General features: G+C 64.4%; 25 protein-coding genes, 1 tRNA gene and 1 pseudogene. 13 read left to right on the forward strand and 14 right to left on the reverse strand.

Features of this window, described 5'->3' with window-relative positions; genetic code table 11:
- Positions 1-53: 53 nt before the first annotated feature.
- Together JQ507_33720 and aroA are read right to left on the reverse strand one after the other, a co-directional pair.
- A complete protein-coding gene (locus JQ507_33720; GenBank protein QRI69745.1) occupies positions 54-683 on the reverse strand; it encodes a (d)CMP kinase in 630 nt (209 codons plus the stop codon).
- Positions 680-2,017: a 3-phosphoshikimate 1-carboxyvinyltransferase gene (gene aroA / locus JQ507_33725; GenBank protein ID QRI69746.1), complete on the reverse strand. Its 1,338-nt coding sequence runs from the start codon at positions 2,015-2,017 to the stop codon at positions 680-682. Before aroA ends, JQ507_33720 begins: the two co-directional genes overlap by 4 nt.
- A gap of 146 nt (positions 2,018-2,163) precedes the next feature.
- Here aroA and JQ507_33730 point away from each other — a divergent pair, with 146 nt between their 5' ends.
- From JQ507_33730 to JQ507_33740, 3 genes and pseudogenes are all read left to right on the forward strand, one after another.
- Positions 2,164-2,568 carry a TIGR02300 family protein gene (locus JQ507_33730; GenBank protein ID QRI73627.1) on the forward strand — a complete coding sequence of 135 codons (405 nt, stop codon included), beginning with the start codon at positions 2,164-2,166 and terminating at the stop codon, positions 2,566-2,568.
- Positions 2,569-2,662: 94 nt separating this feature from the next.
- A tRNA-Ala gene (locus JQ507_33735) sits at positions 2,663-2,738 on the forward strand.
- Between the two features lie 183 nt (positions 2,739-2,921).
- A pseudogene (locus JQ507_33740) lies at positions 2,922-3,092 on the forward strand (GIY-YIG nuclease family protein).
- A gap of 25 nt (positions 3,093-3,117) precedes the next feature.
- On the opposite strand, the gene JQ507_33745 reads toward JQ507_33740, so the two are convergent.
- Positions 3,118-3,579 (reverse strand): MarR family transcriptional regulator, encoded by a 462-nt coding sequence (locus tag JQ507_33745; GenBank protein QRI69747.1) that lies wholly within the window; start codon positions 3,577-3,579, stop codon positions 3,118-3,120.
- 184 nt (positions 3,580-3,763) lie between these two features.
- Between JQ507_33745 and JQ507_33750 the strand changes: the two genes are divergently transcribed.
- The 8 genes from JQ507_33750 (at position 3,764) to JQ507_33785 (ending at position 10,877) form a co-directional block, all read left to right on the forward strand.
- Entirely contained in the window at positions 3,764-4,189 is a 426-nt protein-coding gene (locus tag JQ507_33750) for an organic hydroperoxide resistance protein (protein QRI69748.1), read from the forward strand.
- A 203-nt stretch (positions 4,190-4,392) separates the two neighbouring features.
- Positions 4,393-5,571, forward strand: a complete 1,179-nt coding sequence (locus tag JQ507_33755) for a CoA transferase (protein QRI73628.1) — start codon at positions 4,393-4,395, stop codon at positions 5,569-5,571.
- Positions 5,572-5,775: 204 nt separating this feature from the next.
- Positions 5,776-7,092: a sn-glycerol-3-phosphate ABC transporter substrate-binding protein UgpB gene (gene ugpB / locus JQ507_33760; GenBank protein ID QRI69749.1), complete on the forward strand. Its 1,317-nt coding sequence runs from the start codon at positions 5,776-5,778 to the stop codon at positions 7,090-7,092.
- A 60-nt stretch (positions 7,093-7,152) separates the two neighbouring features.
- The gene (gene ugpA / locus JQ507_33765; GenBank protein QRI69750.1) at positions 7,153-8,034 is read left to right on the forward strand and encodes a sn-glycerol-3-phosphate ABC transporter permease UgpA; all 882 of its coding nucleotides are present in this window, start codon (positions 7,153-7,155) and stop codon (positions 8,032-8,034) included.
- The gene (gene ugpE, locus JQ507_33770) at positions 8,034-8,882 is read left to right on the forward strand and encodes a sn-glycerol-3-phosphate ABC transporter permease UgpE (GenBank protein ID QRI69751.1); all 849 of its coding nucleotides are present in this window, start codon (positions 8,034-8,036) and stop codon (positions 8,880-8,882) included. The genes ugpA and ugpE overlap by 1 nt, the downstream gene beginning before the upstream one ends.
- Complete coding sequence (locus JQ507_33775; protein ID QRI69752.1) at positions 8,882-9,964, forward strand: sn-glycerol-3-phosphate import ATP-binding protein UgpC; 1,083 nt, start codon at positions 8,882-8,884, stop codon at positions 9,962-9,964. The genes ugpE and JQ507_33775 overlap by 1 nt, the downstream gene beginning before the upstream one ends.
- Positions 9,965-10,134: 170 nt before the next feature.
- Positions 10,135-10,560 carry an Hsp20 family protein gene (locus tag JQ507_33780; protein ID QRI69753.1) on the forward strand — a complete coding sequence of 142 codons (426 nt, stop codon included), beginning with the start codon at positions 10,135-10,137 and terminating at the stop codon, positions 10,558-10,560.
- A 50-nt stretch (positions 10,561-10,610) separates the two neighbouring features.
- Positions 10,611-10,877 carry a DUF1150 domain-containing protein gene (locus tag JQ507_33785; GenBank protein QRI69754.1) on the forward strand — a complete coding sequence of 89 codons (267 nt, stop codon included), beginning with the start codon at positions 10,611-10,613 and terminating at the stop codon, positions 10,875-10,877.
- A gap of 86 nt (positions 10,878-10,963) precedes the next feature.
- Here JQ507_33785 and JQ507_33790 read toward each other — a convergent pair whose 3' ends face one another.
- Positions 10,964-11,302 carry a hypothetical protein gene (locus tag JQ507_33790; GenBank protein QRI69755.1) on the reverse strand — a complete coding sequence of 113 codons (339 nt, stop codon included), beginning with the start codon at positions 11,300-11,302 and terminating at the stop codon, positions 10,964-10,966.
- 234 nt (positions 11,303-11,536) lie between these two features.
- Here JQ507_33790 and JQ507_33795 point away from each other — a divergent pair, with 234 nt between their 5' ends.
- Entirely contained in the window at positions 11,537-12,094 is a 558-nt protein-coding gene (locus JQ507_33795) for a cytochrome P460 family protein (protein ID QRI69756.1), read from the forward strand.
- Positions 12,095-12,113: 19 nt separating this feature from the next.
- Here JQ507_33795 and JQ507_33800 read toward each other — a convergent pair whose 3' ends face one another.
- The 3 genes from JQ507_33800 to JQ507_33810 all read right to left on the reverse strand — a co-directional run bounded on the left by JQ507_33800 (position 12,114) and on the right by JQ507_33810 (position 15,754).
- Positions 12,114-13,640 (reverse strand): AMP-binding protein, encoded by a 1,527-nt coding sequence (locus JQ507_33800; GenBank protein QRI69757.1) that lies wholly within the window; start codon positions 13,638-13,640, stop codon positions 12,114-12,116.
- A gap of 143 nt (positions 13,641-13,783) precedes the next feature.
- On the reverse strand, positions 13,784-14,914 hold the full coding sequence (locus JQ507_33805) for a saccharopine dehydrogenase NADP-binding domain-containing protein (GenBank protein QRI69758.1): 1,131 nt from the start codon (positions 14,912-14,914) through the stop codon (positions 13,784-13,786).
- A 36-nt stretch (positions 14,915-14,950) separates the two neighbouring features.
- Complete coding sequence (locus JQ507_33810; protein ID QRI69759.1) at positions 14,951-15,754, reverse strand: SDR family oxidoreductase; 804 nt, start codon at positions 15,752-15,754, stop codon at positions 14,951-14,953.
- 335 nt (positions 15,755-16,089) lie between these two features.
- On the opposite strand from JQ507_33810, the gene JQ507_33815 reads away from it, so the two are divergent.
- Complete coding sequence (locus tag JQ507_33815) at positions 16,090-16,728, forward strand: TetR family transcriptional regulator (GenBank protein QRI69760.1); 639 nt, start codon at positions 16,090-16,092, stop codon at positions 16,726-16,728.
- A gap of 196 nt (positions 16,729-16,924) precedes the next feature.
- Here the strand turns inward: JQ507_33815 and ptsN are convergent, their stop codons facing one another.
- The 7 genes from ptsN to JQ507_33850 all read right to left on the reverse strand — a co-directional run bounded on the left by ptsN (position 16,925) and on the right by JQ507_33850 (position 23,736).
- Positions 16,925-17,386, reverse strand: a complete 462-nt coding sequence (gene ptsN / locus JQ507_33820; protein ID QRI69761.1) for a PTS IIA-like nitrogen regulatory protein PtsN — start codon at positions 17,384-17,386, stop codon at positions 16,925-16,927.
- Positions 17,387-17,617: 231 nt separating this feature from the next.
- Positions 17,618-18,217 (reverse strand): ribosome-associated translation inhibitor RaiA, encoded by a 600-nt coding sequence (gene raiA, locus JQ507_33825; protein ID QRI69762.1) that lies wholly within the window; start codon positions 18,215-18,217, stop codon positions 17,618-17,620.
- 185 nt (positions 18,218-18,402) lie between these two features.
- Entirely contained in the window at positions 18,403-20,058 is a 1,656-nt protein-coding gene (gene rpoN / locus JQ507_33830) for an RNA polymerase factor sigma-54 (GenBank protein ID QRI69763.1), read from the reverse strand.
- Between the two features lie 90 nt (positions 20,059-20,148).
- Complete coding sequence (lptB, locus tag JQ507_33835) at positions 20,149-21,135, reverse strand: LPS export ABC transporter ATP-binding protein (GenBank protein ID QRI69764.1); 987 nt, start codon at positions 21,133-21,135, stop codon at positions 20,149-20,151.
- Between the two features lie 345 nt (positions 21,136-21,480).
- Complete coding sequence (locus JQ507_33840) at positions 21,481-22,212, reverse strand: LPS ABC transporter substrate-binding protein LptA (protein QRI69765.1); 732 nt, start codon at positions 22,210-22,212, stop codon at positions 21,481-21,483.
- Positions 22,213-22,217: 5 nt separating this feature from the next.
- On the reverse strand, positions 22,218-22,952 hold the full coding sequence (gene lptC / locus JQ507_33845; protein QRI69766.1) for an LPS export ABC transporter periplasmic protein LptC: 735 nt from the start codon (positions 22,950-22,952) through the stop codon (positions 22,218-22,220).
- A 169-nt stretch (positions 22,953-23,121) separates the two neighbouring features.
- Entirely contained in the window at positions 23,122-23,736 is a 615-nt protein-coding gene (locus JQ507_33850; GenBank protein ID QRI69767.1) for a ribonuclease D, read from the reverse strand.
- Positions 23,737-24,015: the final 279 nt, after the last annotated feature.

A 24,015-nucleotide genomic window follows, 5' to 3' on the forward strand; every position in this document is an offset into this window, starting at 1 on the left:
GCTCAAACAAAGAGCTAAAGCGCGATGACGATTCAACCAAATATCATCGCGCTTTAGCGTTTGGCGCGCGCTGCCTCGACGATGGCGATGGCGGCGCGCACGCCGGCCTCGATGTCGAGGTTGGAATTGTCCAGCGTGTGGGCGTCCGGGGCCGGCCGCAGCGGCGCAATCGCCCGATTCTGGTCCCGCTCGTCGCGCTTGAGGATGTCCGCGAGCACCGCCGCCTCGTCGGCGTCCTCGCCGCGGGCCCGGGCCTCCAGCGTGCGCCTGCGCGCCCGCACCTGCGGATCGGCGACCACGAAGATCTTCACGTCGGCATCGGGGCAGATCACGGTGCCGATGTCGCGCCCATCCAGCACCGCACCGGGCGGATCGGCGGCGAACTGGCGCTGGAAGCTGACCAGCGCCTCGCGCACCTTGGGAAAGGCCGAGACGACGGATGCCCCCTCGCCGACCTTCTGGGTCTTCAGGATCGGATTGCCGAATTTCTCGGGGTCGAGCTCCAGCGCCACGGCCACCGCCAGCGCCTCATCATTGAGGTCGGCGCCCTGCGCCATCATCGCATAGGCCACCGCGCGGTAGATCACGCCGGTGTCGAGATGGCGGTAGCCGTAGTGGTGGGCGAGCCGCTTGCCGAGCGTGCCCTTGCCGGAGGCGGCGGGTCCGTCGATGGCGATGATCATGCGAAATCAGCTCCGAGCGCGCGCATCATCGGAATGAAGTCCGGAAAACTTGTGGCGATGAAGGCAGTGTCGTCGATCTTCACCGGCCGATCCGACGCGCAGCCCATCACCAGCGCCGACATCGCGATGCGGTGATCCATGTGGGTGGCGACAAGACCGCCGCCCGGGACATGGCCGCGGCCCTCGACGATCAGATCGTCGCCGGAGACCTCGACCTTGACGCCGTTGACGCGCAGCATGTCCGCGGTGGCTTCGAGCCGATCGGACTCCTTGACGCGCAGCTCCTGCAAGCCGCGCATGATCGTGGTGCCCTCGGCAAACGCAGCCGCAACCGCCAGCACCAGATATTCGTCGATCATCGACGGCGCGCGCTCCGGCGGCACCTCGACGCCCTTCAGTTTCGAGGCGCGCACGCGCAATTGCGCCATCGGCTCGCCGGCATCGCCGCGCACCTCGCTCTCCTCGATCGAGGCACCCATTTCACGCAGCGTGGTGAACAGGCCGGTGCGCAGCGGATTGGTCATCACGTCGGAGAACACGACGTCGGAGCCTTCGACGATCAGCGCTGCAACGATCGGGAACGATGCCGAGGACGGGTCGGCGGGCACCACGACCTCGGCGCCGTGCAGCTCGGGCTCGCCGTTCAGCGTGATTCTGCGGCCGTGGCTGCCTTCCTTCTCCGAGGAGATCTCGGCGCCAAAATGCTTCAGCATCAGCTCGGTGTGGTCGCGGCTCGCCTCCTGCTCGATGACGGTGGTGATGCCGGGCGCGGACAGGCCCGCCAGCAGCACCGCCGACTTGATCTGGGCCGAGGCGACCGGCGTCTTGTAGACGATCGGCACCGGATAGCGGGCACCGTGGAGGGTGAGCGGCAGCCGGCCGCCCTCCCGGATATCGCTGACCCGGGCGCCCATCAGCTCGAGCGGATCGAGGATGCGGCGCATCGGCCGCGACCGCAGCGAGGCATCGCCGTCGAAGACGGCCGCGATCGGACAGCCTGCAACCGCGCCCATCACCAGCCGGCAGCCGGTGCCCGAATTGCCGAAATCGAGCGGCGCTGCGGGCTGGGCGAAGCCGCCGACCCCGACGCCGGATACCGACCAGGCAAACGGCGCCGTCCGCTCCACTTTTGCGCCCAGCGCGCGCATGGATTGGGCGGTATTGAGGACGTCCTCGCCCTCCAGGAGGCCGGAAATCCGGGTTTCGCCAACCGAAAGCGCCCCCAGGATCAGGGCACGGTGGGAAATCGACTTGTCGCCGGGAACGCGGACCTTGCCAGCCAGGGGGCCGCAAGCGCGGGATTCCAGCGGGGTCGGGGTGTCAGAATGGGCCAAGATTGTGTCCTCTCGCGCCGCGGCAGGTATCACATAGGCAACACCGCGTCACGCGCCCGTCACTTGCGCGCAAACCGCTATTGACAGCGGCTGCTCAACTAGCCAAGTGAAGCACCGTTTTTCAGCAAAATTCTGGGATGACCACGTTGGCCAAGTCCGAGCTCGGAACCAAGCGCATTTGCCCGACCACGGGCAAGAAGTTCTACGACCTCAACAAGAATCCGGTGATTTCGCCCTACACCGGCGAGGTCGTGCCGATTGCGCCCGTCGCGCCGGCGCGGGGCCGTGGCGCGCCCGTGAACTCGCCGGCAACCGCAGCCGAGCCCGAGGCGGCCGAAGCCGAGGAATTGGTCTCGCTCGAGGAGGCCGATGCCGAGGAGAACACCGGCAAGGTCAAGGCCGTGGTTCCGGAATCCGAGGACGATATCGAGGTCGATGAGACCATCGACGACGATGATGACGACGATTCGACCTTCATCGCCGACGAGGAAGAGGGCGATGAGGACGTCACCGACATCATTGGTGACGTCGGAGGCGACGAAGAGACTTGAGATCGGCGCAGATCTGTGATCAACGGTGCTGCCGCGCGAGTCGTCTAGGCCGCGCGGGCAGGGACTGATCCCCCAGGATCGTCCCACGGGATAAGGGGCCATAGCTCAGCTGGGAGAGCGCTTGCATGGCATGCAAGAGGTCGGCGGTTCGATCCCGCCTGGCTCCACCACGCTTCGCCCTTCGGGCTACGCGTGGCGCAGCTACGGGTTGCCTGAAGGGCGAAGCGTGGTGTCCGGCGTAGCCCGAAGGGCGAAGACGGACTGGTTCAACCGCCACTTTCTAAGTCCGCTCCCGATCGATAGGCTAAGCTGTCCCTGCTAGGCGTCCGTACTCCGGCTATTCGTAGATGCGAATGTGGTACGTCTATATCATCCGCAGCATCGACTTCCCTGATCAGGAATATGTTGGCGCCACCGAGGATCTGAAACGACGGATTCCCGAGCACAACGCCGGCAAGTCCGCCCACACTTCAAAATTCAAACCCTGGCAACTCGTCTGGTACTGCGCCTTCGCCAAGAAGCGCCTCTAACCGCGGCCACGCCGTCCGCCTACTCCCCCAGCACCGCATTCAACCGGTCGCGCAGCGCGACGATCTCGTCCTTCATCGTCAGCAATTCGCCAACCGAGCAGTCCGACGCGGCGAGGATCGACTGCGGGACGGCTTTGGCCTTTTCGCGCAGCGCGTGGCCTTGCTGCGTCAGCGCGATCAGCACCACGCGCTCGTCCTCGGTGCTGCGGGTCCGCCTGATCAGCTCGGCCGCTTCCAGCCGCTTCAGCAGCGGCGTCAGCGTGCCGGAATCCAGGAACAGCCGCTCGCCGATATCCTTGACCGGCACGTCGTCGCGCTCCCACAGCGCCAGCATCACGAGATACTGCGGATAGGTCAGCCCGAGCCGGTCGAGCAGCGGCTTGTAGACGCGGTTGAAGGCGTGCGCGGTCGAATAGACCGCAAAGCAGATCTGGTTATCGAGCCGCAGCGCCTGATCCGCCGCCGTCTGTTTCCTGACCATGATTCCCATCGAATCCATCTCGTTTGCGGGTCATTTTGGGCTCACGGGACCGCCAATTCAATTGCGAACAATTAAATGTGAGGCCGCGCAATTTATATTGCGCACAATTCAATTGAATGCAATACATGCGGCCGTTGATTTCAAACCCACTCGAAACCAGCAAGCCAAACCAAGGGAGACCACGATGTCTGTGAACGTGCTCTACAAGACCAGCGCCAAGGCAACCGGCGGCCGCGACGGCCATGCGGCAACGCTCGACGGCGCGCTCGACGTCAAGCTCACCACCCCGAAGGAGCTCGGTGGCGGCGGTGGCGCCGGCAACAATCCTGAGCAGCTGTTCGCGGCCGGCTATGCCGCCTGCTTCATCGGCGCGATGAAGTTCGTGGCCTCGCAGGGCGGCCCCAAGGTTCCCGCCGACGCCGCGGTGACCTCGACCGTCGGGATCGGCCCGCGCTCGGAAGGCGGCTTCGGCCTCGCCGTCGAGCTCGCCGTCTCGCTGCCCGGCCTGTCGCGCGCGGACGCCGAAGCACTGGTCGAGAAGGCGCACCAGGTGTGCCCCTATTCCAACGCCACCCGCGGCAATGTCGACGTCAAGCTGACCGTCGTCTAATTCCACATCACGCAATGGTCCGCCACGCGACAACGTGGCGGACCATTACTTTTGGTGCGTGGCGAACGCACGCGCTGCCCGCTGCATGGGCCAGCGCCGATCAAAGCATTGCTGCCTCGCCTGAAGACCGTTAGCTCTGGGACCCTCGTTATCCCAACTGAGCGAAGGTTGTTTCCATGAATACCCCAGCGGCCACGGGCGCGATGACAGGACTGCGCGTGATCGATCTGACGCGCGTGCTCGGCGGCCCGTATTGCACCCAGATCCTCGCCGACCACGGCGCCGACGTGATCAAGGTCGAGCCGCCCGCCGGCGACGAGGTGCGTGACTGGGGCCCTCCCTTCCACGAGGAAGACGCGGCCTATTTCGTCGGCATCAACCGCAACAAGCGCTCGATCGGACTCGACCTCGCCTCCGAGGGCGGCCGCGTGGTGCTGATGAAGATGCTCGAGACCGCCGACGTGCTGATCGAGAATTTCAAGCCCGGCACGCTCGACAAATGGGGCATCGGCAACGACGTGCTGCGCGCGAAATTTCCGCGCCTGGTGCATTGCCGGATCTCGGGCTTCGGCGCCGACGGCCCGCGCGGCGGCAATCCCGGCTATGATGCGATCATCCAGGCGATGACCGGCATGATCGCGGCCACCGGCTCGCCGGAGAGCGGCCCGATGCGCATCGGCGTGCCGCTGGTCGACATCACCACCGGGCTCTATGCCGCGATCGGCATCCTGATGGCGCTGTCGGAGCGGCAGCGCTCGGGGCTCGGCCAGTTCCTCGAGACCACGCTGTACGAGACCGGGCTTGCGATCATGCATCCGCACACCGCGAACTATTTCATGCACGGCAAGCCGCCACAGCTGACCGGCAACGAGCATCCGAACCTCGTGCCTTATGCGATCTTCCCGACCAAGACCGACAACATCTTCATCGGCGTCGGCAATGACGGCACCTTCCGCAAGCTCGCCAAGGAGATCGGCAAGCCCGAGCTCGGCACCGATCCGCGCTTTGCCCGCAACAAGGACCGGATCGCCAACCGCGATGCGCTGCGGGCCGAGCTGGCCGCCGTGTTCAGCCAGCACGAGGCCGAGCCGCTGTGCAACCGGCTGCTCGCCGCCGGCCTGCCGGCCGGCCCGGTGCAGAAGATCGACCAGGCGCTGACCAACCCGCACACGATCCATCGCGGCGACGTCATCGAGAAGGATTGGTACAAGGGCGTCGCCTCGCCGATCCGCCTCGAACGCACCAAGCCGAACCTGCGCCGCACACCGCCGAAATTCAGCCAGCACGCTGCGGAGGTGCTCGGCGAGTTCGGCTACTCCAGCGACGAGATCAACGGCCTGGTCGACAAGGGCGTGGTCTGCGGTCCCCAGCGCAAGCGCTGACACAACCATCCGTCAGCCCCGCGGTGCAGCGTCGCGTCCGGCGTTGCACCGCAGGGCGGCGGCTGCGATCTCCGCCTTTTTTACCGCTTCCCTTTGTCGCGGCTTCCCCCCTACGATGGCTTTCGTTTATACGGTCATTTGAACGTCATCCGGCGCTGATAACGCGCGCAACGAAAGATGACGTTCCAACCGGGAGGGGCTTTGATGATTTTCCGACGATTAGGCGCTGCTGCGGTAGCCGCTGCTACGCTTGCATTCGCGTCGCCTGCATTTGCGGTGACCGAGATCCAGTGGTGGCACGCGATGACCGGCGCCAACAACGACGTCATCGTCAAGCTGGCCACCGACTTCAACGCCTCGCAGTCCGACTACAAGGTGATCCCGACCTACAAGGGCGGTTACGCCGACACCATGAATGCCGGCATCGCGGCGTTCCGCGCCGGCAACGCGCCGCACATCATGCAGGTGTTCGAGGTCGGCACCGCGACGATGATGGCCGCCACCGGCGCCGTCAAACCGGTCTACAAGCTGATGGCCGACGCCGGCGAGAAGTTCGATCCGAGCGTCTATCTGCCCGCGATCACCGGCTATTACTCGACCTCGAAGGGCGAGATGCTGTCGTTCCCGTTCAACTCGTCGTCGACCGTGATGTGGGTCAACCTCGACGCGCTGAAGAAGGCCAACATCGCCGAGATCCCGAAGACCTGGCCGCAAGTGTTCGAGGACGCCAAGAAGCTGAAGGCGGCCGGCTACACCACCTGCGGCTTCTCCGGCTCGTGGGTCACCTGGGTCAATCTCGAGCAGCTGTCGGCCTGGCACAACGTGCCGCTCGCCAGCAAGGCCAACGGCCTCGACGGCTTCGACACCGTGCTCGAATTCAACGGCCCGCTGCAGGTCAAGCATCTCGAGAACCTGGTCGAGCTGCAGAAGGACAAGACCTACGACTACGCCGGCCGCACCAACACCGGTGAAGGCCGCTTCACCTCGGGTGAATGCCCGATCTACCTGACCTCGTCGGCCTTCTTCGGCAACGTCAAGGCGCAGGCCAAGTTCAACTTCACCGCGGCGCCGATGCCGTATTATCCCGACGTCAAGGGCGCGCCGCAGAACTCGATCATCGGCGGTGCCTCGCTCTGGATCATGGGCGGCAAGTCGGCGGAGGAATACAAGGGCATCGCCAAGTTCCTGACCTTCCTCTCGGACACCGACCGCCAGGTCTGGATCCACAAGGCCTCGGGCTATCTGCCGATCACCAAGGCGGCCTACGCCAAGGCCAAGGAAGAGGGCTTCTACAAGGACCAGCCCTATCTCGAGACCCCGCTGCTCGAGCTCACCAACAAGGAGCCGACCGAGAATTCCCGCGGCCTGCGCCTCGGCAACATGGTGCAGCTGCGCGACATGTGGTCGGAGGAGATCGAGCAGGCGCTGGCCGGCAAGAAGACCGCCAAGCAGGCGCTGGACTCGGCCGTCGAACGCGGCAATCAGATGCTGCGGCAGTTTGAAAAGACCGCCGTCCACTGACATGATGCCTTGAGACCATCCGGCAGGCCGCAAGCGCGGCCTGCCAATTCTTCCGAGATCATGCAAAAGCAAGCCATTTTTCAATCAAAGCTGTTGCCTTACGCGCTGGTTGCCCCGCAACTCGCGATCGTCCTGATCTTTTTCTACTGGCCGGCCGCGCAGGCGGTGATCCAGTCCTTCCTGCTGCAGGACGCCTTCGGCCTGTCCACCAGCTTCGTCTGGTTCGAGAACTATCTCGAGCTGTTCAAGGACCCGGCCTATTTCGCCGCGATTATCAGGACCTTCGCGTTCTCGCTCGCGATCGCGGTGTCCTCGCTGTCGTTCGCGCTGCTGCTCGCCGTGATGGCCGACAAGCCGCTGCGCGGTTCGACGCTCTACCGCACGCTCCTGATCTGGCCCTATGCGGTGGCGCCGCCGGTCGTCGGCGTGCTCTGGGTGTTCATGCTGCATCCCTCGCTCGGCGTGCTGTCGCGCTATCTGCGCGGCATGGGCATTGACTGGAATCCGCTGCTCAACGGCGACCAGGCCGCCGCCCTGGTCATCCTCGCCGCGGCCTGGAAGCAGATCTCCTACAATTTCCTGTTCTTCCTCGCAGGCCTCCAGAGCATCCCGAAGAGCGTGATCGAGGCCGCCGCGATCGACGGCGCGCGTCCGATGCGGCGGTTCTGGACCGTGATCTTCCCGCTGCTGTCGCCGACCATCTTCTTCCTCCTGGTCATCAACATCGTCTACGCCTTCTTCGACACCTTCGGCATCATCGACACGATGACCCGCGGCGGCCCCGGCAAGGCGACCGAGACGCTCGTCTACAAGGTCTATTCGGACGGCCTGCTCGGCGGCAATCTCGGCTCGTCGGCGGCGCAGTCGGTCATCCTGATGGTCATCGTGATCGTGCTCACCGGAATCCAGTTCCGCTTCGTCGAGCGCAAGGTGACTTACTGATGGTCGAGGAACAGGGCTTCCAGCGCTATCTGGCTCACGTCATCCTGTGGATCGGGATCGCGATCGTCGCTTTCCCGGTCTATCTCGCGATCGTCGCCTCGACCCAGGACAACGCCGTCATCGCCAATGGCCAGATGTCGCTGCTGCCCGGCGGCCATTTCCTCGAGACCTACTACCAGACGCTGTTTGTCGGCACGAGCGGCTCGACCCGCGAGCCCGTCCTCAACATGATGCTGAACTCGCTGGTCATGGCGCTGCTGATCGCGGTCGGCAAGATCGCGATCTCGATCATCTCGGCCTACGCGATCGTCTATTTCCGGTTTCCGTTCCGGATGGCGATCTTCTGGATCATCTTCATCACATTGATGCTGCCGGTCGAGGTGCGCATCTATCCGACCTACAAGATCGTCGCCGACCTGCATCTGCTCGACAGCTACGCCGGCTTGTCGCTGCCGCTGATCGCGTCCGCCACCGCGACACTCTTGTTCCGGCAGTTTTTCATGACGGTGCCGGATGAATTGCTGGAGGCCTCGCGCATCGACGGCGCAGGACCGTTCCGCTTCTTCTGGGATACGCTGTTGCCGCTGTCGCGCACCAACATGGCCGCGCTGTTCGTGATCCTGTTCATCCTCGGCTGGAATCAGTATCTCTGGCCGCTGTTGATCACGACGCGCGATGACATGCAGACCATCCAGGTCGGCATCCGCAAGATGATCACCACAACCGACGCGCTGACCGAATGGCCTGTCGTGATGGCGACCGCGCTGCTCGCGATGCTGCCGCCGGTGTTCGTCGTCGTCGTGATGCAGAAACTGTTCGTGCGCGGATTGGTGGAGACGGAAAAGTAATGGCCAACGTCACGCTGCGCAGCGTCCGCAAGACCTATCCCGGCGGCTTCGAGGCCATCAAGGGCGTCGATGTCGACGTCGGCGACGGCCAGTTCTGCGTGCTGGTCGGCCCCTCCGGCTGCGGCAAGTCCACGCTGCTGCGGATGGTCGCCGGGCTCGAGACCATCACCGGCGGAGAGATCGACATCGGCGGCCGTGTCGTCAACCAGGTCGAGCCCGCCGATCGCGACATCGCGATGGTGTTCCAGAATTACGCGCTCTATCCGCATATGAGCGTCTACAACAACATGGCCTACGGCCTGCGCAACCGCGGCATGGCCGAGGCCGAGATCAAGACCCGGGTCGAGGAAGCCGCGCGCGTGCTTGAGCTCTCGCCAATGCTGGAGCGCAAGCCGCGCCAGCTCTCCGGCGGCCAGCGCCAGCGCGTCGCGATGGGCCGCGCCATCGTGCGCCAGCCGAAGGTGTTCCTGTTCGACGAGCCGTTGTCGAACCTCGACGCCAAGCTGCGCATCGCGATGCGGGTCGAGATCCGCAAGCTGCAGCGCCGGCTCAACACCACCTCGATCTACGTCACCCACGACCAGCTCGAGGCGATGACGCTGGCCGACATCCTCGTCGTCATGAATGGCGGCCAGGTCGAGCAGATCGGCAATCCGCTCCAGATCTACCAGAAGCCGGCAACCACCTTCGTCGCGTCCTTCATCGGCGCCCCGCCGATGAACCTGATGCCGCTGCGCTCGGAGGAGCTGACGTCCCAGATCGCGGGCGTCGACGGCGCCGGCATTGTCGGGATCCGGCCGGAGGATTTCGTGATCTCCAATGAGACCGCACCGGGCGGCGTCGCGCTCGGCCTGACCGTCGAGGCAATCGAGCATGTCGGCGCCGAGACCTTCGTCTATGGCAGCCGCCAGCGCGCGGAACAGGGCGTTGCCGCCAATCCGGGCGAGCTGCCGCCCGGCGAGGTGATCGTCCGGGTTCCCGGCGCCACCGGCCCTGGGATCGGCGAGCGGATCCTGGCGGTCGCCCCGCGCGACAAACTGCATCTTTTTACCGCTGACGGCCGGAAGCGGGTCGTGGGGTAACCGATCGAGAAGAATTTGCCCTCATGTTGCGGGCGTTTAGGCTGGTTTCTGGGCTGCTTGAACGCTATCCAGATCGCCCCCATATCCCTCACTAACCGGAGGCCAGACGGCCCGCCGGTTGCATGGGGCGCCGCAAGGGCCCCTCAAAGTCGCTTCGAGAGGACTTTGTAATGTCTCGTGTTCCATCGTTGTCCAGTCCGTTCCTTCTGGGATTCGACGAGATCGAGCGTGCGCTCGACCGCGTCGTGAAGGGCGCTGACGGCTATCCTCCCTACAACATCGAGCGGTGCGACCGCACCAACGGGCAGCCCGAGCGGCTGCGCATCACGTTGGCGGTGGCGGGCTTCACCCGCGACCAACTCGATGTAACTATTGAGGAAAATCAGCTCGTCATCCGCGGCCGCCAGCAGGACGACAAGGCTCGGCAATACATCCATCGCGGCATCGCCGCGCGCCACTTCCAGCGCACCTTCGTGCTGGCAGAGGGGATGCAGGTGCTGGGCGCGGATCTGAAGAACGGGTTGTTGTCGATTGATCTGGCCAGGCCGGAACCTGAACGGGTCATTAAGACAATCGCTATCAATGAGCACGAATAATAGAAACAAGGAGCGGACTCGACCGCTTGTCTGACTGAGGAGTCGAGACCATGAGTGAAGCAAGCATCATCTTCCAATCCGACAGCGTCACGCCGGAAGCGCTGGCCCATCTGGGCGAGGGTCATATCGCCTATGTGAAGCAGGTCCGTTCCGAGGACGTGCCCGATCTGTTTCCGCAGGCGCCGAAGATCGCGCCGGGCCTCAAGCTGTTCGCGCTGCACGCCGCCGACGGCACGCCGATCATGCTGACCGACAGCCGCGAAGCCGCGATCGCGAACGCCTGGAGCAACGAGCTGCAAGCCGTCAGCGTCCACTGACGCGCTGCTGACACGACATCCGCGAGTTCAGATGCGCGGGCATGCCTCGACACCGACCGAGGCGGCCCGCGCATTTTTTATTGGGATCAGGTCGACGTGGCGGGTAGCGGACCCATGCTGAGCTGCACCTCGCCGGGAACATTGTAGTCGCGCATCAGCATGCGGTTATTGCGCAGCCCGCAAGCTTCCCGCTGCACCACGAACATCCAGAGCGCGTGGCCGGCTTGCCGGACCAGCATGCGCCGCGCCTGCTGTGCAGGCGCCGGTGCTTCAGCGCGCGGATGAGCGGCATCGAACTCGCGCAATTTGGCGAGGGCCTGTTCCAGCGCCCGGCCCATGCGCCCGAGCGCGCTGGCCCTTTCCTCGGCGAGTTCGTAAGCGAGAACGTCGACAGGAACGCGATCAAGGCGAAAATCGCGGGACATCAGTCATCCCTTGGTACGCACGCGCCATGTTGCGCCGATCCGTCTTCTGGCGTCACAAAGCGCTTGTCAATAGGCGCGGACCGCAGCGGCTCCATTTCGTTCGGCACCGTTCCGTGCTGTTATCAGTTCGCGTGACGAACGGTCCGCGCAGTCCCGAGCCTTTCAGACGGCCGCACGACAAGAGGACTTCCACCAGGACTTATTCGCCGCCAAATCATTGGAGGAGATGCGACCATGCAGAAGAGCACGCTGATCAATCTCGTTGCTCCGGTATCGATTTCCATCCTCGCGACCGGTGTCGCGATTTCCGCGCAGGACAAGTACAGTTTGCAGGTGCAGAACGGGCTCGCGTTCTCCGAGTTCAGGGGATACGAGGACTGGGCGGTGATCGCGATCAGCGAGAATGAAGGCGTCATCGCCGTGATCCTGGGCAATCCCGCGATGATCGGCGCCTATCGCGACGGCGTACCCGGCAATGGCAAGCCGTTCCCGGATGGCGCCAAGATGGCGAAGATTCACTGGATCCCGAAGAAGCAAGAGGCATATCCCGGTCAACCAACCGTGCCAGGCGCCCAGCACGACGTCGACTTCATGGTCAAGGACAGCAAGAGGTTCGCGGATAGCGGCGGCTGGGGATACGGCGCGTTCGAGTACGACGCGGCGACCGATGTGTTCAGGCCCGCCAACACGACGGATAATCCGCCGCAGGAAAACGACGCAAAATGTGGTTATGCCTGCCACACGGTGGTGCAGAACCGCGACTATGTGTTCACCGAGTATGGCAAGAGGTAGATGCCTCGGATCGCGCGGGCTAGCGAGTTAGCCGCGCGCGGATGTCTGGCTTCAGCACTTTGCCGACCTTGGAGCGCGGCAGATCGTCCCAGACCTCGATCTGCTTCGGTGTCTTGATGCTGCCGATCTGCTGCTTGACGAACGCCGCCAGCGCGGTCGCATCGACGGTGTGGCCGGCGCGCGGCTGCACCACAGCAACGATGCGCTCGCCCCATTTGTCGTCGGGCATCCCGATCACCGCACAATCCTGCACCGCCTCATGGGCCCGCAACGCGTTCTCGACCTCGATCGAATAGACGTTGAAGCCGCCGGTGATGATCATGTCCTTGGCGCGGTCGACGATGTAGAGATAGCCGTCGCCGTCGATGTAGCCGATGTCTCCGGTGTGATGCCAGCCATGCACTGATGCTTCGCGCGTGGCCTCCGGGTTCTTGTAGTAGCCGTCCATGACAAGCGAGCCGCGCACCACGATCTCGCCGCGCGATCCCGCCGGCAACAGCTTGCCGTCGCCGTCCATGATGCCGGCCTGCACCAGCGGACCGATCCGTCCCGCCGACGACAGCCGCTCCATCGCGATCGTGCCGTCTGCATGATAGTGATCGGCAGGCGGCATCATCGAGATCATCATCGGCGCCTCGGTCTGCCCGAACAGCTGCGCCATCGGCCCGATCCGCTGCAACGCCTCGGCAAGCCGCGTCGCCGAGATCGGCGCCGCGCCATACCAGAAACATTGCAGCGAGGAGCGATCCGCCGCGTCGAGCTCGGGATGATCGAGCAGCATGTAGATCACGGTCGGCGGCAGGAAGGTGTGGGTGACGCGATAGCGCGCGATCAGCGCCAGGAACTCGCCTATATCAGGGTGATGCATGATCACGACGCGGCCGCCGAGCGTCATGATCGGAAAGCACAGCACGCCGGCGGCGTGCGTCAGCGGCGCCAGCGCGAGATAGACCGGACGGCCCTTGAACGGGTAACCCATCAGGGTCAGCGCGGTCATCGCCTCAATGTTGCGTCCCGAGAGCATCACGCCCTTGGGCTTGCCGGTGGTGCCGCCGGTGCCCGGGATCATCGCGAGATCGTCGATCGTGTCGCGCTGATGGTGATCGTCGGCAAGCCCGGACAGCCAGCGGTCGAATGACGGCGCGAACGGCAGTTCCTGATCGAGGCAGACCAGCGCGCGCAGCTTGGGCAGGTCCTGCCGCACGGCCTCGACCATCGGCGCAAAGCTCGAATGAAACAGCAGCAGGCTGCAATCGAACTGATCGAGGATGAACTTGTTCTCGGCCGCTTCGTTGCGCGGATTGATCGGGCACCACACCGCGGCCGCGCGGGAGATGCCGAACACGCAGGCGAACGCCAGCGGATCGTTGCCTGAGAGGATCGCGACCTTCTCGCCCGGCGCGATGCCGGAGCGCTCGAGCCCGCGCGCGATCCGGTAGCTCAGCCGCTGTACATCGCCATAGCTGAGGTCGCGGCCATCCATGGTGAGGCACGGCGCATCGGCGCCGAGCGAGGCACCCTTGTCGAGATAATCGATGAAGCGCATGGCGAGCCTCGCGAGAGGGCGCGGGTGACGCGCGACTGCGTCACCCGCGGATAGACGTTTTCGAACAAGGCGGATACCAGTCCGCTTGACGAAAACGCTTCAGGGAACGGAGTGTTGAGCCCCGATCCGATCGGGGCTCAAGCTTAATCGTGCACGGTCAGCACCGGCTTGCCGACCAGACCGAAGCTGCGCAATTGCCCGAGCAGCTCGTGATGGCCGAACGCCTGGCAGCCGGAGGCGAAGCCGACGCGCTTGGGCGGTTGCTGCACCAGATGCGCGGCGGCATAGGCCTGCAGCAGGCCGGTCTGCTTGTAATTGCTGTTGCCGTTGATGACGCAGTGCGCGCGCCCGAGCGGGCCGGAGGCATACACCGAATCCAGCGACTTGTTGACGCGCGGGTTCTCGCGCGGCGGCATGGTGTTCATCACGCCGGCCGCAGTCTGCGCCAGCGCGGCGTAGCGCTCGTCGGGCTTCATGTCCTTGGTCGCCTCCAGCGCGGCAGCAACGATCTGCGGCACGCCCAGCATGAGCGCACGATTGAACACGCCACCCAGCACCTTGACGTTGGCGACGCGCGGATCACGCTTGAACCAGACCGGATGCGAGGTGCCTCCCCAGGGCAGCGCCAGCGCCAGTTCGTGCTGGCCGGGGATGACGAGGTTGGTGAGGCCGGCATCGGGCTGATGCTCGACATACTTGTTCTGCTCGAGGTAGTAGGCCTTGGCCATCGCGGCGTTGACCAGGATGGTTTGCGTCGAGGCGATGGTCGGGCTGCCGCCCCAGAACACGGCGATATCGAGCGTGTCGAGGCCGGGCGTCTCCAGGCACAGCTGCGCGGCGATCTCGCCGGTGGTGTACATCTGCGCAATGCCCGGCGCCAGCAGCAGGCCGGCATTGCCGAACTTGGTGCCGAACTCCTGCTCGAGCGTGATCAGCCAGTCCTGCTCGCCGGTCGTGTCGGTGTAGTGGCACTTCGCCGCAAGGCAGGCCTGCACCACCTCGATGCCGAACTTGGCGAATGGGCCTACGGTGTTGAGCACCACCGAGGCACCCTTGAACAGCTCGGTCAGCGCAGCGGCGGTGTGCGGCACCGTCACCACCTCATAGTCGGCGGTCTCGATGCCGGCGACGTTCGACTTCATCGCGGCGTTGAGCTTGTCGGCGCTGCGGCCGGCGGCGATGAAGGGAATGTTGTACTCGCGCAGATATTCGCAAACCAGCCGGCCGGTGTAGCCGGACGCGCCATAGACGATGACGGGCTTCTTCTCGCTCATTGCGTTCCTCCGAAATGCTTGTTGTCAGCTTCGTTGCTACATGCCCATGCCGCCGTCGACCGGCAGGCCGATGCCGGTGATGAAGCGGGCATCGTTCGAGCACAGGAACACCGCGGCGTCGGCGATGTCGGAGACCTCAGCGAGCTTGCCGAGCGGCGTCTGCTCCACCACCGAACCGACGGCGGCGTTGACGTCGGGCGCAAGGCCGATCTTCACGATGTCATTGGCGAGCTGCAGGCCCATGTCGGTCGGGATCAGGCCGGGATAGATGCAGTTGACGCGCACGCCATAGCCGAGCTTGCCGGCTTCCATCGCACCGACGCGGGTCATGCGATCGACCGCGGATTTGGTGCCGGAATAGACGGCGATGCTCGGGAAGGCGATCGTCGCCGCGACGGACGCGATATTGACCACCGCACCGCCCTTGCCGGCGGCGCCGCCCGGCCGCATCGCGCGGAAGGCGTGCTTCATGCCGAGCACGGTGCCGACGACGTTGACGTCGCACATGCGGCGCGCGTCTTCGGCCTTGATGTCGGCGACCAGCGAGGTGATCTCGATGCCGGCATTGTTGATCAGGATATCGAAGCCGCCGAGGGTTTCGACCGTCGCTGCGGCGGCCCGCTCCCACTGCGCGTCGTCGGTGACGTCGAGCTTGACGAAGCCGGTCTTCACGCCGGCCTTGGCGATCTCGGCGGCGCTGGCCTTGCCGGTATCGTCGAGAATATCGCCGATCATCACAGCCGCGCCGGAGCGCGCCAGTGCCTGCGCAATCGCCGCGCCAATCCCCCGGGCGCCGCCGGTGACCAGGGCTTTCCTGCCTTCAAGGCTCTTCCCACTCATGACGTAGTCCTCCCTTTGCTTGGTGATCTTGATCAGTGCTGCGGACTGGGGGCTGCGCGGGCCGGACGTTGCGCATTTGGAGCGCATTGGTGATCGCGGCCGACGTCGGCGGGGCGCAGCGTGGCGCGCCCCGGCGGTGCATTTCCTCCTGTTTTGTCGATTGGTCAGCCGTCTTGACGGTTGTCCAAATTATTGCGCCAACCCTCGTCCAGGAACTTGACACTTGTCAAGTCTGAATTTGACAAGTGTCAAAGAGGATGATTGTGAAGGGATGGAGCACACTGCGGTCGCCGCGGTATAGTTGCTCGCGGGAAGAGACAGAGGAAAGGCACCGGATGGCGCGGCATGCGACAGGAGCGGCCCAACGCGTGGCGGTGGCGACCGAGACGCTGCGCGACGAGAAGTTCAACGCACGGCGCGTCGAGCTTGCGGAGGCTGCGCTGGAGACGCTCGGCGAGCTCGGCTTCGCGCGCACCAGCCTGCGCGAGATCGCGCAGAACTCCGCATTCACGCACGGCGTGTTTCACTACTACTTCAGCGACAAGCTCGACCTGATCTGCTGCTGCGTCCGTCACTACAAGGCGAAATGCGTGACGCGCTATGACGAGGTGGTGACGACGGCGCGCAGCCGCGACGAATTGACCGAAGGCTTCCTCGCCAAACTCGCGGCGACGTTGCGGGACGAAGCCCGCATGCACCGGCTCTGGTACGATCTGCGCTCGCAGGCGATGTTCGAGCCGGCGTTTCGCAAGGACGTGCTCGAGATCGACAAGAGCCTGGAAGCGATGATCTGGCGCATCGCCACGCGCTACGCCGAGCTCGGCAACAAGAAGCCGGCATCGTCTCCGGCCGCGCTCTACGCGCTGTTCGACGGCCTGTTCCAGAGCGCGCTGCTCAGGCATCTTGCTGACGACGAGCAGGCCGTCCCGGATCTGCTCGATGAAGTCCGCCGCCTGCTGCCGACGATCTGCTGAAATTTTCCAATGCTTCGAAGCCCGGATGAAGCGCAGCGAAATCCGGGATTCGCGCCGACTGCGAGATTTTCCCCGGATTGCGCTGCGCTTCATCCAGGCTGCAGGCTCAACGAGCCTGACAACGCGTCGGGCATGCGCCATCGCCTGACGAACAGACTACACGCCGATGACAGTTGCGCGAATGAGCGCTGAGTGATTAGGCCGCGCTGGCCGGCGGCAGCGCGAGCACTGAGTAGATCGCCTGCGCGTCGCGCGATGCGCGCAGCTTCTTGGCGACGTCCTGGTCACGCAGCAGGCGGGCGATGCGCGCCAGCGCCTTGAGGTGATCGGCGCCGGCGCCTTCGGGCGCCAGCAGCAGGAAGATCAGGTCGACCGGCTGGCCGTCCATCGCCTCGAAATCGATCGGCCGCTCGAGACGGGCGAAGAAGCCGAACAGCTTCTCCAGCTTCGGCAGCTTGCCGTGCGGGATGGCGACGCCATAGCCGACCGCCGTGGTGCCGAGCTTCTCGCGCTGCAGCAGCACTTCGAAGATCGCGCGCTCGTTCTGCCCGGTCAAAGCGGAGGCACGCGCCGCAAGTTCCTGCAGCGCCTGCTTCTTGCTGATGACTTTCAAAGCAGGGAGTATCGCCTCGGGTGCGACCAGGTCGGTAATCGGCATTGGGACGTTCCGAGGTGAATGACCGTCAGGTTGCGAAATAGGCTTTACAGCGGCGGCGTCAAGAAGATGAGGTGGGATGCGGGCTTAGCCCGGGTCCATTTGGCAGGGCTTCTACTCCAACGTATCGGCGGTGCCAACACCTGCGAACCCTGTTCCGCCCCCCTTATTCCTGGAGGCGGCGGACCATAAGCAGGGCTGGCTTCGAACGTCAATGCCATCTGCCAACTATCCTCAGGGGCTCACCGCGGGCGGGTCGACCCAGCCGACATTGCCGTCCGTACGGCGGTATATGATGTTCAACCGGCCACTGCCGCCATGCTGGAACACCAGGCAGGAGGCGCCGGTCAGGTCGAGCTCCATCACCGCCTCGCTGACCGACAGCCGCTTCAGCGCGGTGGTTGCCTCGGCAATGATGACAGGGCTGTATTCGGTGACCTCGTCCTCGTTCTCGGGCGCCTCGATGATGTAGCTCGGCGCGTCGAGGCCTGCGCCGTTCAATTCGGCGAGCGCGGCGTTCGCGGCATAGGCCTTGCGGGCGGAGCGGTCCTTGAGCCGGCTCTTGTAGCGGCGCAGGCGCTTCTCGATCATCAGCAGCGCGGCATCCGCGCTGGCATAGGCATCGGCGGCGTTGGATTCGGCTTCCAGCGTGATGCCGGAATCCAGATGCAGCGCGCAGTCGGTTCGAAAGCCGAAGCCATCCTTGCTCAGCGTGATGTGACCGGAATAGTTGCCATCAAAATACTTTCGCAGGACCTCGTCGGTGCGCTCGCTGACGCGCGCGCGAAGCGCCTCGCCGATGCTGATGCTCTTTCCCGAGATTCGAAGGGTCATTTGATGCCTCGATTGCTGGATGCCTCGATCGGTCTTGCAGGAGCACGATGCTTGCTGGGCTTCCGGGTACCTCCCTCGGTGGACGACGCTTCACCAGGAAAGATTGAGACTATCGCGATTTGACGCGAACGCAACGAGCGCTTGGACCGGTCCGTACTCGGACGGGGTCATGCTCAAGAAGTAACCTAAACGGGCGCTGTATCACGCGACCGGTCGGACGAGGAGGCAGGAGCCGAAAGGGCATTACCGAGCATGCTCTGTTTGTCACGGCGGCGCTGCACCGAGGATGGTATCCGCATCGCCTCGCGATACTTCGCGACGGTGCGGCGGGCGATATCAATGCCCGAAGCGCGCAAACGTTCCACGATCGTGTCGTCGGACAGGATCGCCGACGGCGCTTCGCCGTCGATCAACTGCTTGATGTGGTGACGCACCGCTTCGGCCGAATGCGCCTCGCCGCCGTCGGCGGACGCGATCGACGCGGTGAAAAAATACTTCAATTCAAAACTGCCGCGATTGGTCGCCATGTATTTGTTGGCGGTGACGCGCGACACCGTCGATTCATGCATCTGGATCGCGTCCGCGACCGCCTTCAGATTCAGCGGCCGCAGATGCGCGACGCCATAGGTGAAGAAGCCGTCCTGCTGGCGGACGATCTCGGTGGCGACCTTCAGGATGGTGCGGGCGCGCTGATCGAGCGCGCGCACCAGCCAGGTCGCGTTCTGCAGGCAGTCGGTGAAGTACGACTTGTCACCGTCCTTGCGGATCGTCTTCGACAGCTCAGAGTAATAGGTCTGGTTGACCAGTACGCGCGGCAGAGTGTCGCTGTTGAGCTCGACATGCCAGCCGCCGTCGGGACCCGGACGGACATAGACGTCAGGCACCATGGTCTGGGTCCGCGAGGTGCCGAACTTCAGTCCAGGCTTCGGATCGAGCCGCCGGATCTCGGCGATCATGTCGGTGATGTCTTCGTCGTCGACGCCGCACAGCTTGCGCAGGCCTGCGATGTCGCGCTTGGCCAGCAGATCGAGATGCTCGACCAGCGCCTGCATCGCCGGGTCGTAGCGATCGAGCTCGCGCAGCTGGATCGCCAGGCACTCGCTCAGGTTTCGGGCGCAGACGCCCGGCGGATCGAATTTCTGCAACACCGCGACGACCTCGTCGACCGCCTGCTGCGACGCACCGAGCCGCTCGGCGGCCTGGCCGAGATCGGCCGGCAGATAGCCGGCATCGTCGACCAGGTCGATCAGGTACTGTCCGATCATGCGCTGCGCCGGCGCCGAGAACGCCACCGCGAGCTGTTCGGCGAGATGGTCGGCGAGCGTCAGCTCGGCGGCCACGAACGCTTCGAGATTGTATTCGTCATCGCTGGAGGCGCCGCCGCCCCATTCGGTATAGACAGACGGCGGTGCATCCTGCGCGGCGCGCGCAGCGGCCTCCGCCGGCTCCTCGGAGAACACGTTGTCGAGACCGGTGTCTAGCGTCTGCTCGATCTCGGCGCGGGTGCCGAGGTCGCGATTCAGCCACTCCTCCTGGCCGGGCTCGAAAGCGGCCTCGCCGCTCGAACCAGAGGCCATGTCGGAGCGGTCACCATCGTCACCGTAGCTTGAGGAACCGTCGGAATCGCCGTAGTCGGACCGCTCCATGGCCGGCTCGCCCGCCACCGGCGGCTCTGGCCCGTCGGCCGCGCGCTCGAGCAGCGGATTGCGTTCCAGCTCTTCCTCGACGAAGGCCGACAGATCCAGGTTCGACAGTTGCAGCAGCTTGATCGCCTGCATCAGCTGCGGCGTCATCACCAGCGACTGCGACTGGCGGAACTCTAGTCTTTGCGTCAGCGCCATGGAGGCAAGATCGACCTTAAAAGTTGGCTCGATTCTTGCTTATCTTAGTCCGTGAAGCTTGTACACGGCTTGACGGATGCAAAATTTGGGCTAGAGCCGGAATTCCTCGCCAAGGTAAAGCCGGCGTACATCGGGATCATTAACGATCTCCTCCGGACTGCCTTCAGTCAAGATCTCACCGGCATAGACGATGTAGGCGCGGTCGGTCAGGCCGAGCGTCTCGCGGACATTGTGGTCGGTGATGAGCACGCCGATGCCGCGGTTAGTGAGATGGCGGACGAGGTCCTGGATGTCGCCGACCGCGATCGGGTCGATGCCGGCGAAAGGCTCGTCGAGCAGCATATAATTCGGGCGCGTCGCCAGCGCGCGGGCGATCTCGACGCGACGCCGCTCGCCGCCGGACAGCGCGATCGACGGGCTCTTGCGCAGCCGCGTGATGTTGAACTCGTCGAGCAGCGAATCCAGCTCGTGCTCGCGCTTCTTCTTCGAGGGCTCGACGACCTCCAGCACGGCGCGGATGTTCTGCTCGACCGACAGGCCGCGGAAGATCGAGGCTTCCTGCGGCAGATAGCCGATGCCGAGACGCGCACGCTGATACATCGGCAGCCTGGTGACGTCGTGGCCGTCGAGCTCGATCGCACCGCGATCGGCCTTGATCAGGCCGGTGATCATGTAGAACACGGTGGTCTTGCCGGCGCCGTTCGGCCCGAGCAGACCGACCGCCTCGCCGCGGCGCACATAGATGCTTACGCCGCGCACGACCTGGCGACTGCCAAAACTCTTTTCCACGCTGTGCACAGCCAGGTAGCCCGGCCGCTTGATCAGCTGCGGCGCCGCCGGGGCGCTGTTCCTGGCTGGCCTTGCCCGGGCCGGAGCGGGCGCTGCTGCGGGCTGGGATCGCGGCAGCTCGGCGGCGGGAACCGAGGCGGCACGCGCCATCGGCGGCGCGTCACGCACCGGCGACGTCAGCATCTCGCCGAACTGGTCGCCGAGCGCCGTGATGTCGTCATGCGCACGCGCAAATCCGGTGCTGCGTTTCGCAGAGCGCCGCCGGAACATGCCGAATAAATCCACCATCCCCGCTTCGCTTCAGCCTTTCACGGTGATCCCGCGACTTTGCCTGCGGACCAATCGATTCGCACGCCAACCTGCCAACATGAAAACCGGATTCCGGCCTTCCCGCGCGACAAGCGCGGACGCGTTTGCGCGGATCATGCTCAAATAATACGACAAAGCGCGGTGACCCGCGCCTTGGATGAGTGGATGCCCCTGCCCAGCCAACAAGATTCCCCCTCGAGGCGCATCTTCGGCCGAACCGCAGCAGTAAATACAGTCTCGCCCCTCGCGCTTCAACCTCGCGGCTGCAAAATATTATCTAACCAATTGATTCTGCTGGACCTTACGCGAAGCTTACTTGGCTCCCTATTTCGACTTGCTGCCCGGCAGGAGCTGAAGCGGTGACGGTGCCGCCGGGGCCGTCCCGGGGGCGGCCGGCGTTCCGCAGCCACCCTTGCCGCTCTGTCCGCCCTGCGACTGGATGAACAGGCCCTGCACCTTGCCGCTCTCGGATTCCACCCGCGAGACGCCGGTGGTCATGTCGACCAGCAGGCGGTCGCCGCGCAGCACGTTCTGGCACTGGGTCAGCACCACCTGACCGCCACCACCGCCGAGCATGGTGATCAGATTGGTCTTGGTGTCGAAGATCGCGGTCTCGCCGGTGACCACCTGGTCCTTCTGGGTCACGACGACATTGCCCTTCGCTTCAAGCCGCTTGATCGAGGATGCCCCGCCGGGGCCCGGGGTCGCCGATTGCATCGGCGCAGTGCCCTTGGCGGCGGCACCCTTGGTGCCGGCCGGCGCGGGCGCGGGCGTCTGGGTCGATTTGTCCTCGTAGAACACCACCAGGATCTTCGAGGTCATGGTGGTGTCGCCCTGCACGACCTTCACATTGCCGGAGAAGGTCGCCTCCTTCTTCTTGTCGCGCATTTCGAGCGCGGCGGCCTCGATCTGGATCGGCTGGTCACGGTTCTGCGAGAAGCCCTGCATGGCATTGGGGACGCCGCTCATCGAGCCCTGCGCGGACGCGGAATTCACTGCGAACAGCGCGAGCAGGAAGGCCGCAATTGCGATGCCGTGCGGAAAACGTCTCATCATCAAAATCATTTCGTGTTGGCGGATTTGCGCGCCTTCGGCGGCGCCGGAGGAGGAGGTAGCGGTGCGGCCTCGGCGGGCGGGCTCGCATTGTTGTCGCCGAGCTTGTCGAGGTACATCACAACATTGCCTTCGAACCGCACCAGCTCGCCACTGTTGTAGATTCTGAGTCGGTCCGATGTCAGGGTGCCCTGCAGCAGCTTGACGTCGACATGTTCGTCCGACGACACGTTGCCCTTGTTGATGTCGACCAAGGCTTGCGTCAGCCTGGCTTCATAGCCGGTGGACGATTGCAGGAAGATATCCTGGCGCAGGTCGAGCAGCTGCTTCTTGTTGTCGAAGAAGCCGGTGCGCGCGTCCATCGTCACGGTCGACTCGTCCTGTTGCGAGACCTTGGCGCGGATCGTCTTCAGCTCGACATGGTCGGGATCGGTGACGTCCTGGATCGCCGCCTTGGCCCACATTTCATAGGGCCGGCCGTCGGCGGAGAAGCCGGCGATATGCGGCGATTCCATCGTGATCTTGGTGCCCGACACCACGAGGTTATCCATCTCGACCGGCAGCCTGGGGATGATTTCGCGGAAGGGATTGTAGACCGAGACGAAGATGATCGAAGCCATCGACAGTCCAACCACCGCGGGCACCGCGACGCGCAGGATCCGCACCATGCGGCTGTGCCGCGCGGCAGCGGCAAAGCGCGCCTCGAGGCCCGTCACATAGGCTGGATTCTGAACCGAATTCACCTGAGCTCCAGAGGCGCGAAATGCCCCTATCCTAGCCGGAGCCGCCCAAATATGCAGCCCGGACCTCGCGTCGCGCCCCCGCAGGGGACAACGCGTGAACAGTTTGGCCGAAACGGGGCGGATTTGGCCCCGCCGCGACGAATTCGGCGCCCGCCATGAACGGGCGAAATCATGAATGGGCGAAGATGTCCTCGGCCTCCCAGCCGTCGAGATCGAGCCTGGCGCGCGTGGGGAGGAAATCGAAACAGGACTGCGCGAGATCGGTGCGTCCCTCGCGCGCCAGCATCACGTTCAACTTGTCGCGCAGCGCATGCAGGTGCAGCACGTCGGAGGCGGCATAGGCGAGCTGGGCCTCGCTCAGGCTCTGCGCGCCCCAGTCGCTCGACTGCTGCTGTTTCGACAAATCGACGTTGAGCACCTCGCGCACCAGATCCTTCAGGCCGTGGCGGTCGGTGTAGGTGCGCGACAGCCGCGAGGCGATCTTGGTGCAATAGACCGGCGCCGGCATCACGCCGAACGTGTTGTAGAGCACCGCGACGTCGAACCGCGCGAAATGGAAGATCTTGGTGATCGCAGGATTGGCCAGCAGCGCCTTCAGGTTCGGCGCATCGGTGTGCCCCTTCGGAATCTGGATCACGTCGGCAGTGCCGTCGCCGTTCGACATCTGCACCACGCAGAGCCGGTCGCGATGCGGATGCAGCCCCATGGTCTCGGTGTCGATCGCAACGGAATCGGTGTAGCGCGTGAGATCGGGCAGGTCGCCGCGATGCAGGCGGATGGTCATGTATTAAGGCCTCGGGTCTCGGTTCGATTCGACAGGCGACACTAGCCCCCAAACGCCCGGGATGCGAGCGGATAGGCGGTCGCCGCGCCGCTGAGCGGGGGGATCACGCCCCGCTCTTGCCATATCCCGACACGGCTGCCCAGCACCGCGCAACCTCTGTTGCATTTGGATCACGCTGCAATTCAAACGATTGGCGACGAGATGACCCGAGGCCTCGCAATACCCACATGGAGGAGCGGGAATCTCGCGGTTCTTGATCACATATCCGCGCATTTTTTG

The organism is Bradyrhizobium sp. PSBB068 (assembly GCA_016839165.1).
In the GTDB taxonomy this organism is placed as follows: Bacteria; Pseudomonadota; Alphaproteobacteria; order Rhizobiales; family Xanthobacteraceae; genus Bradyrhizobium.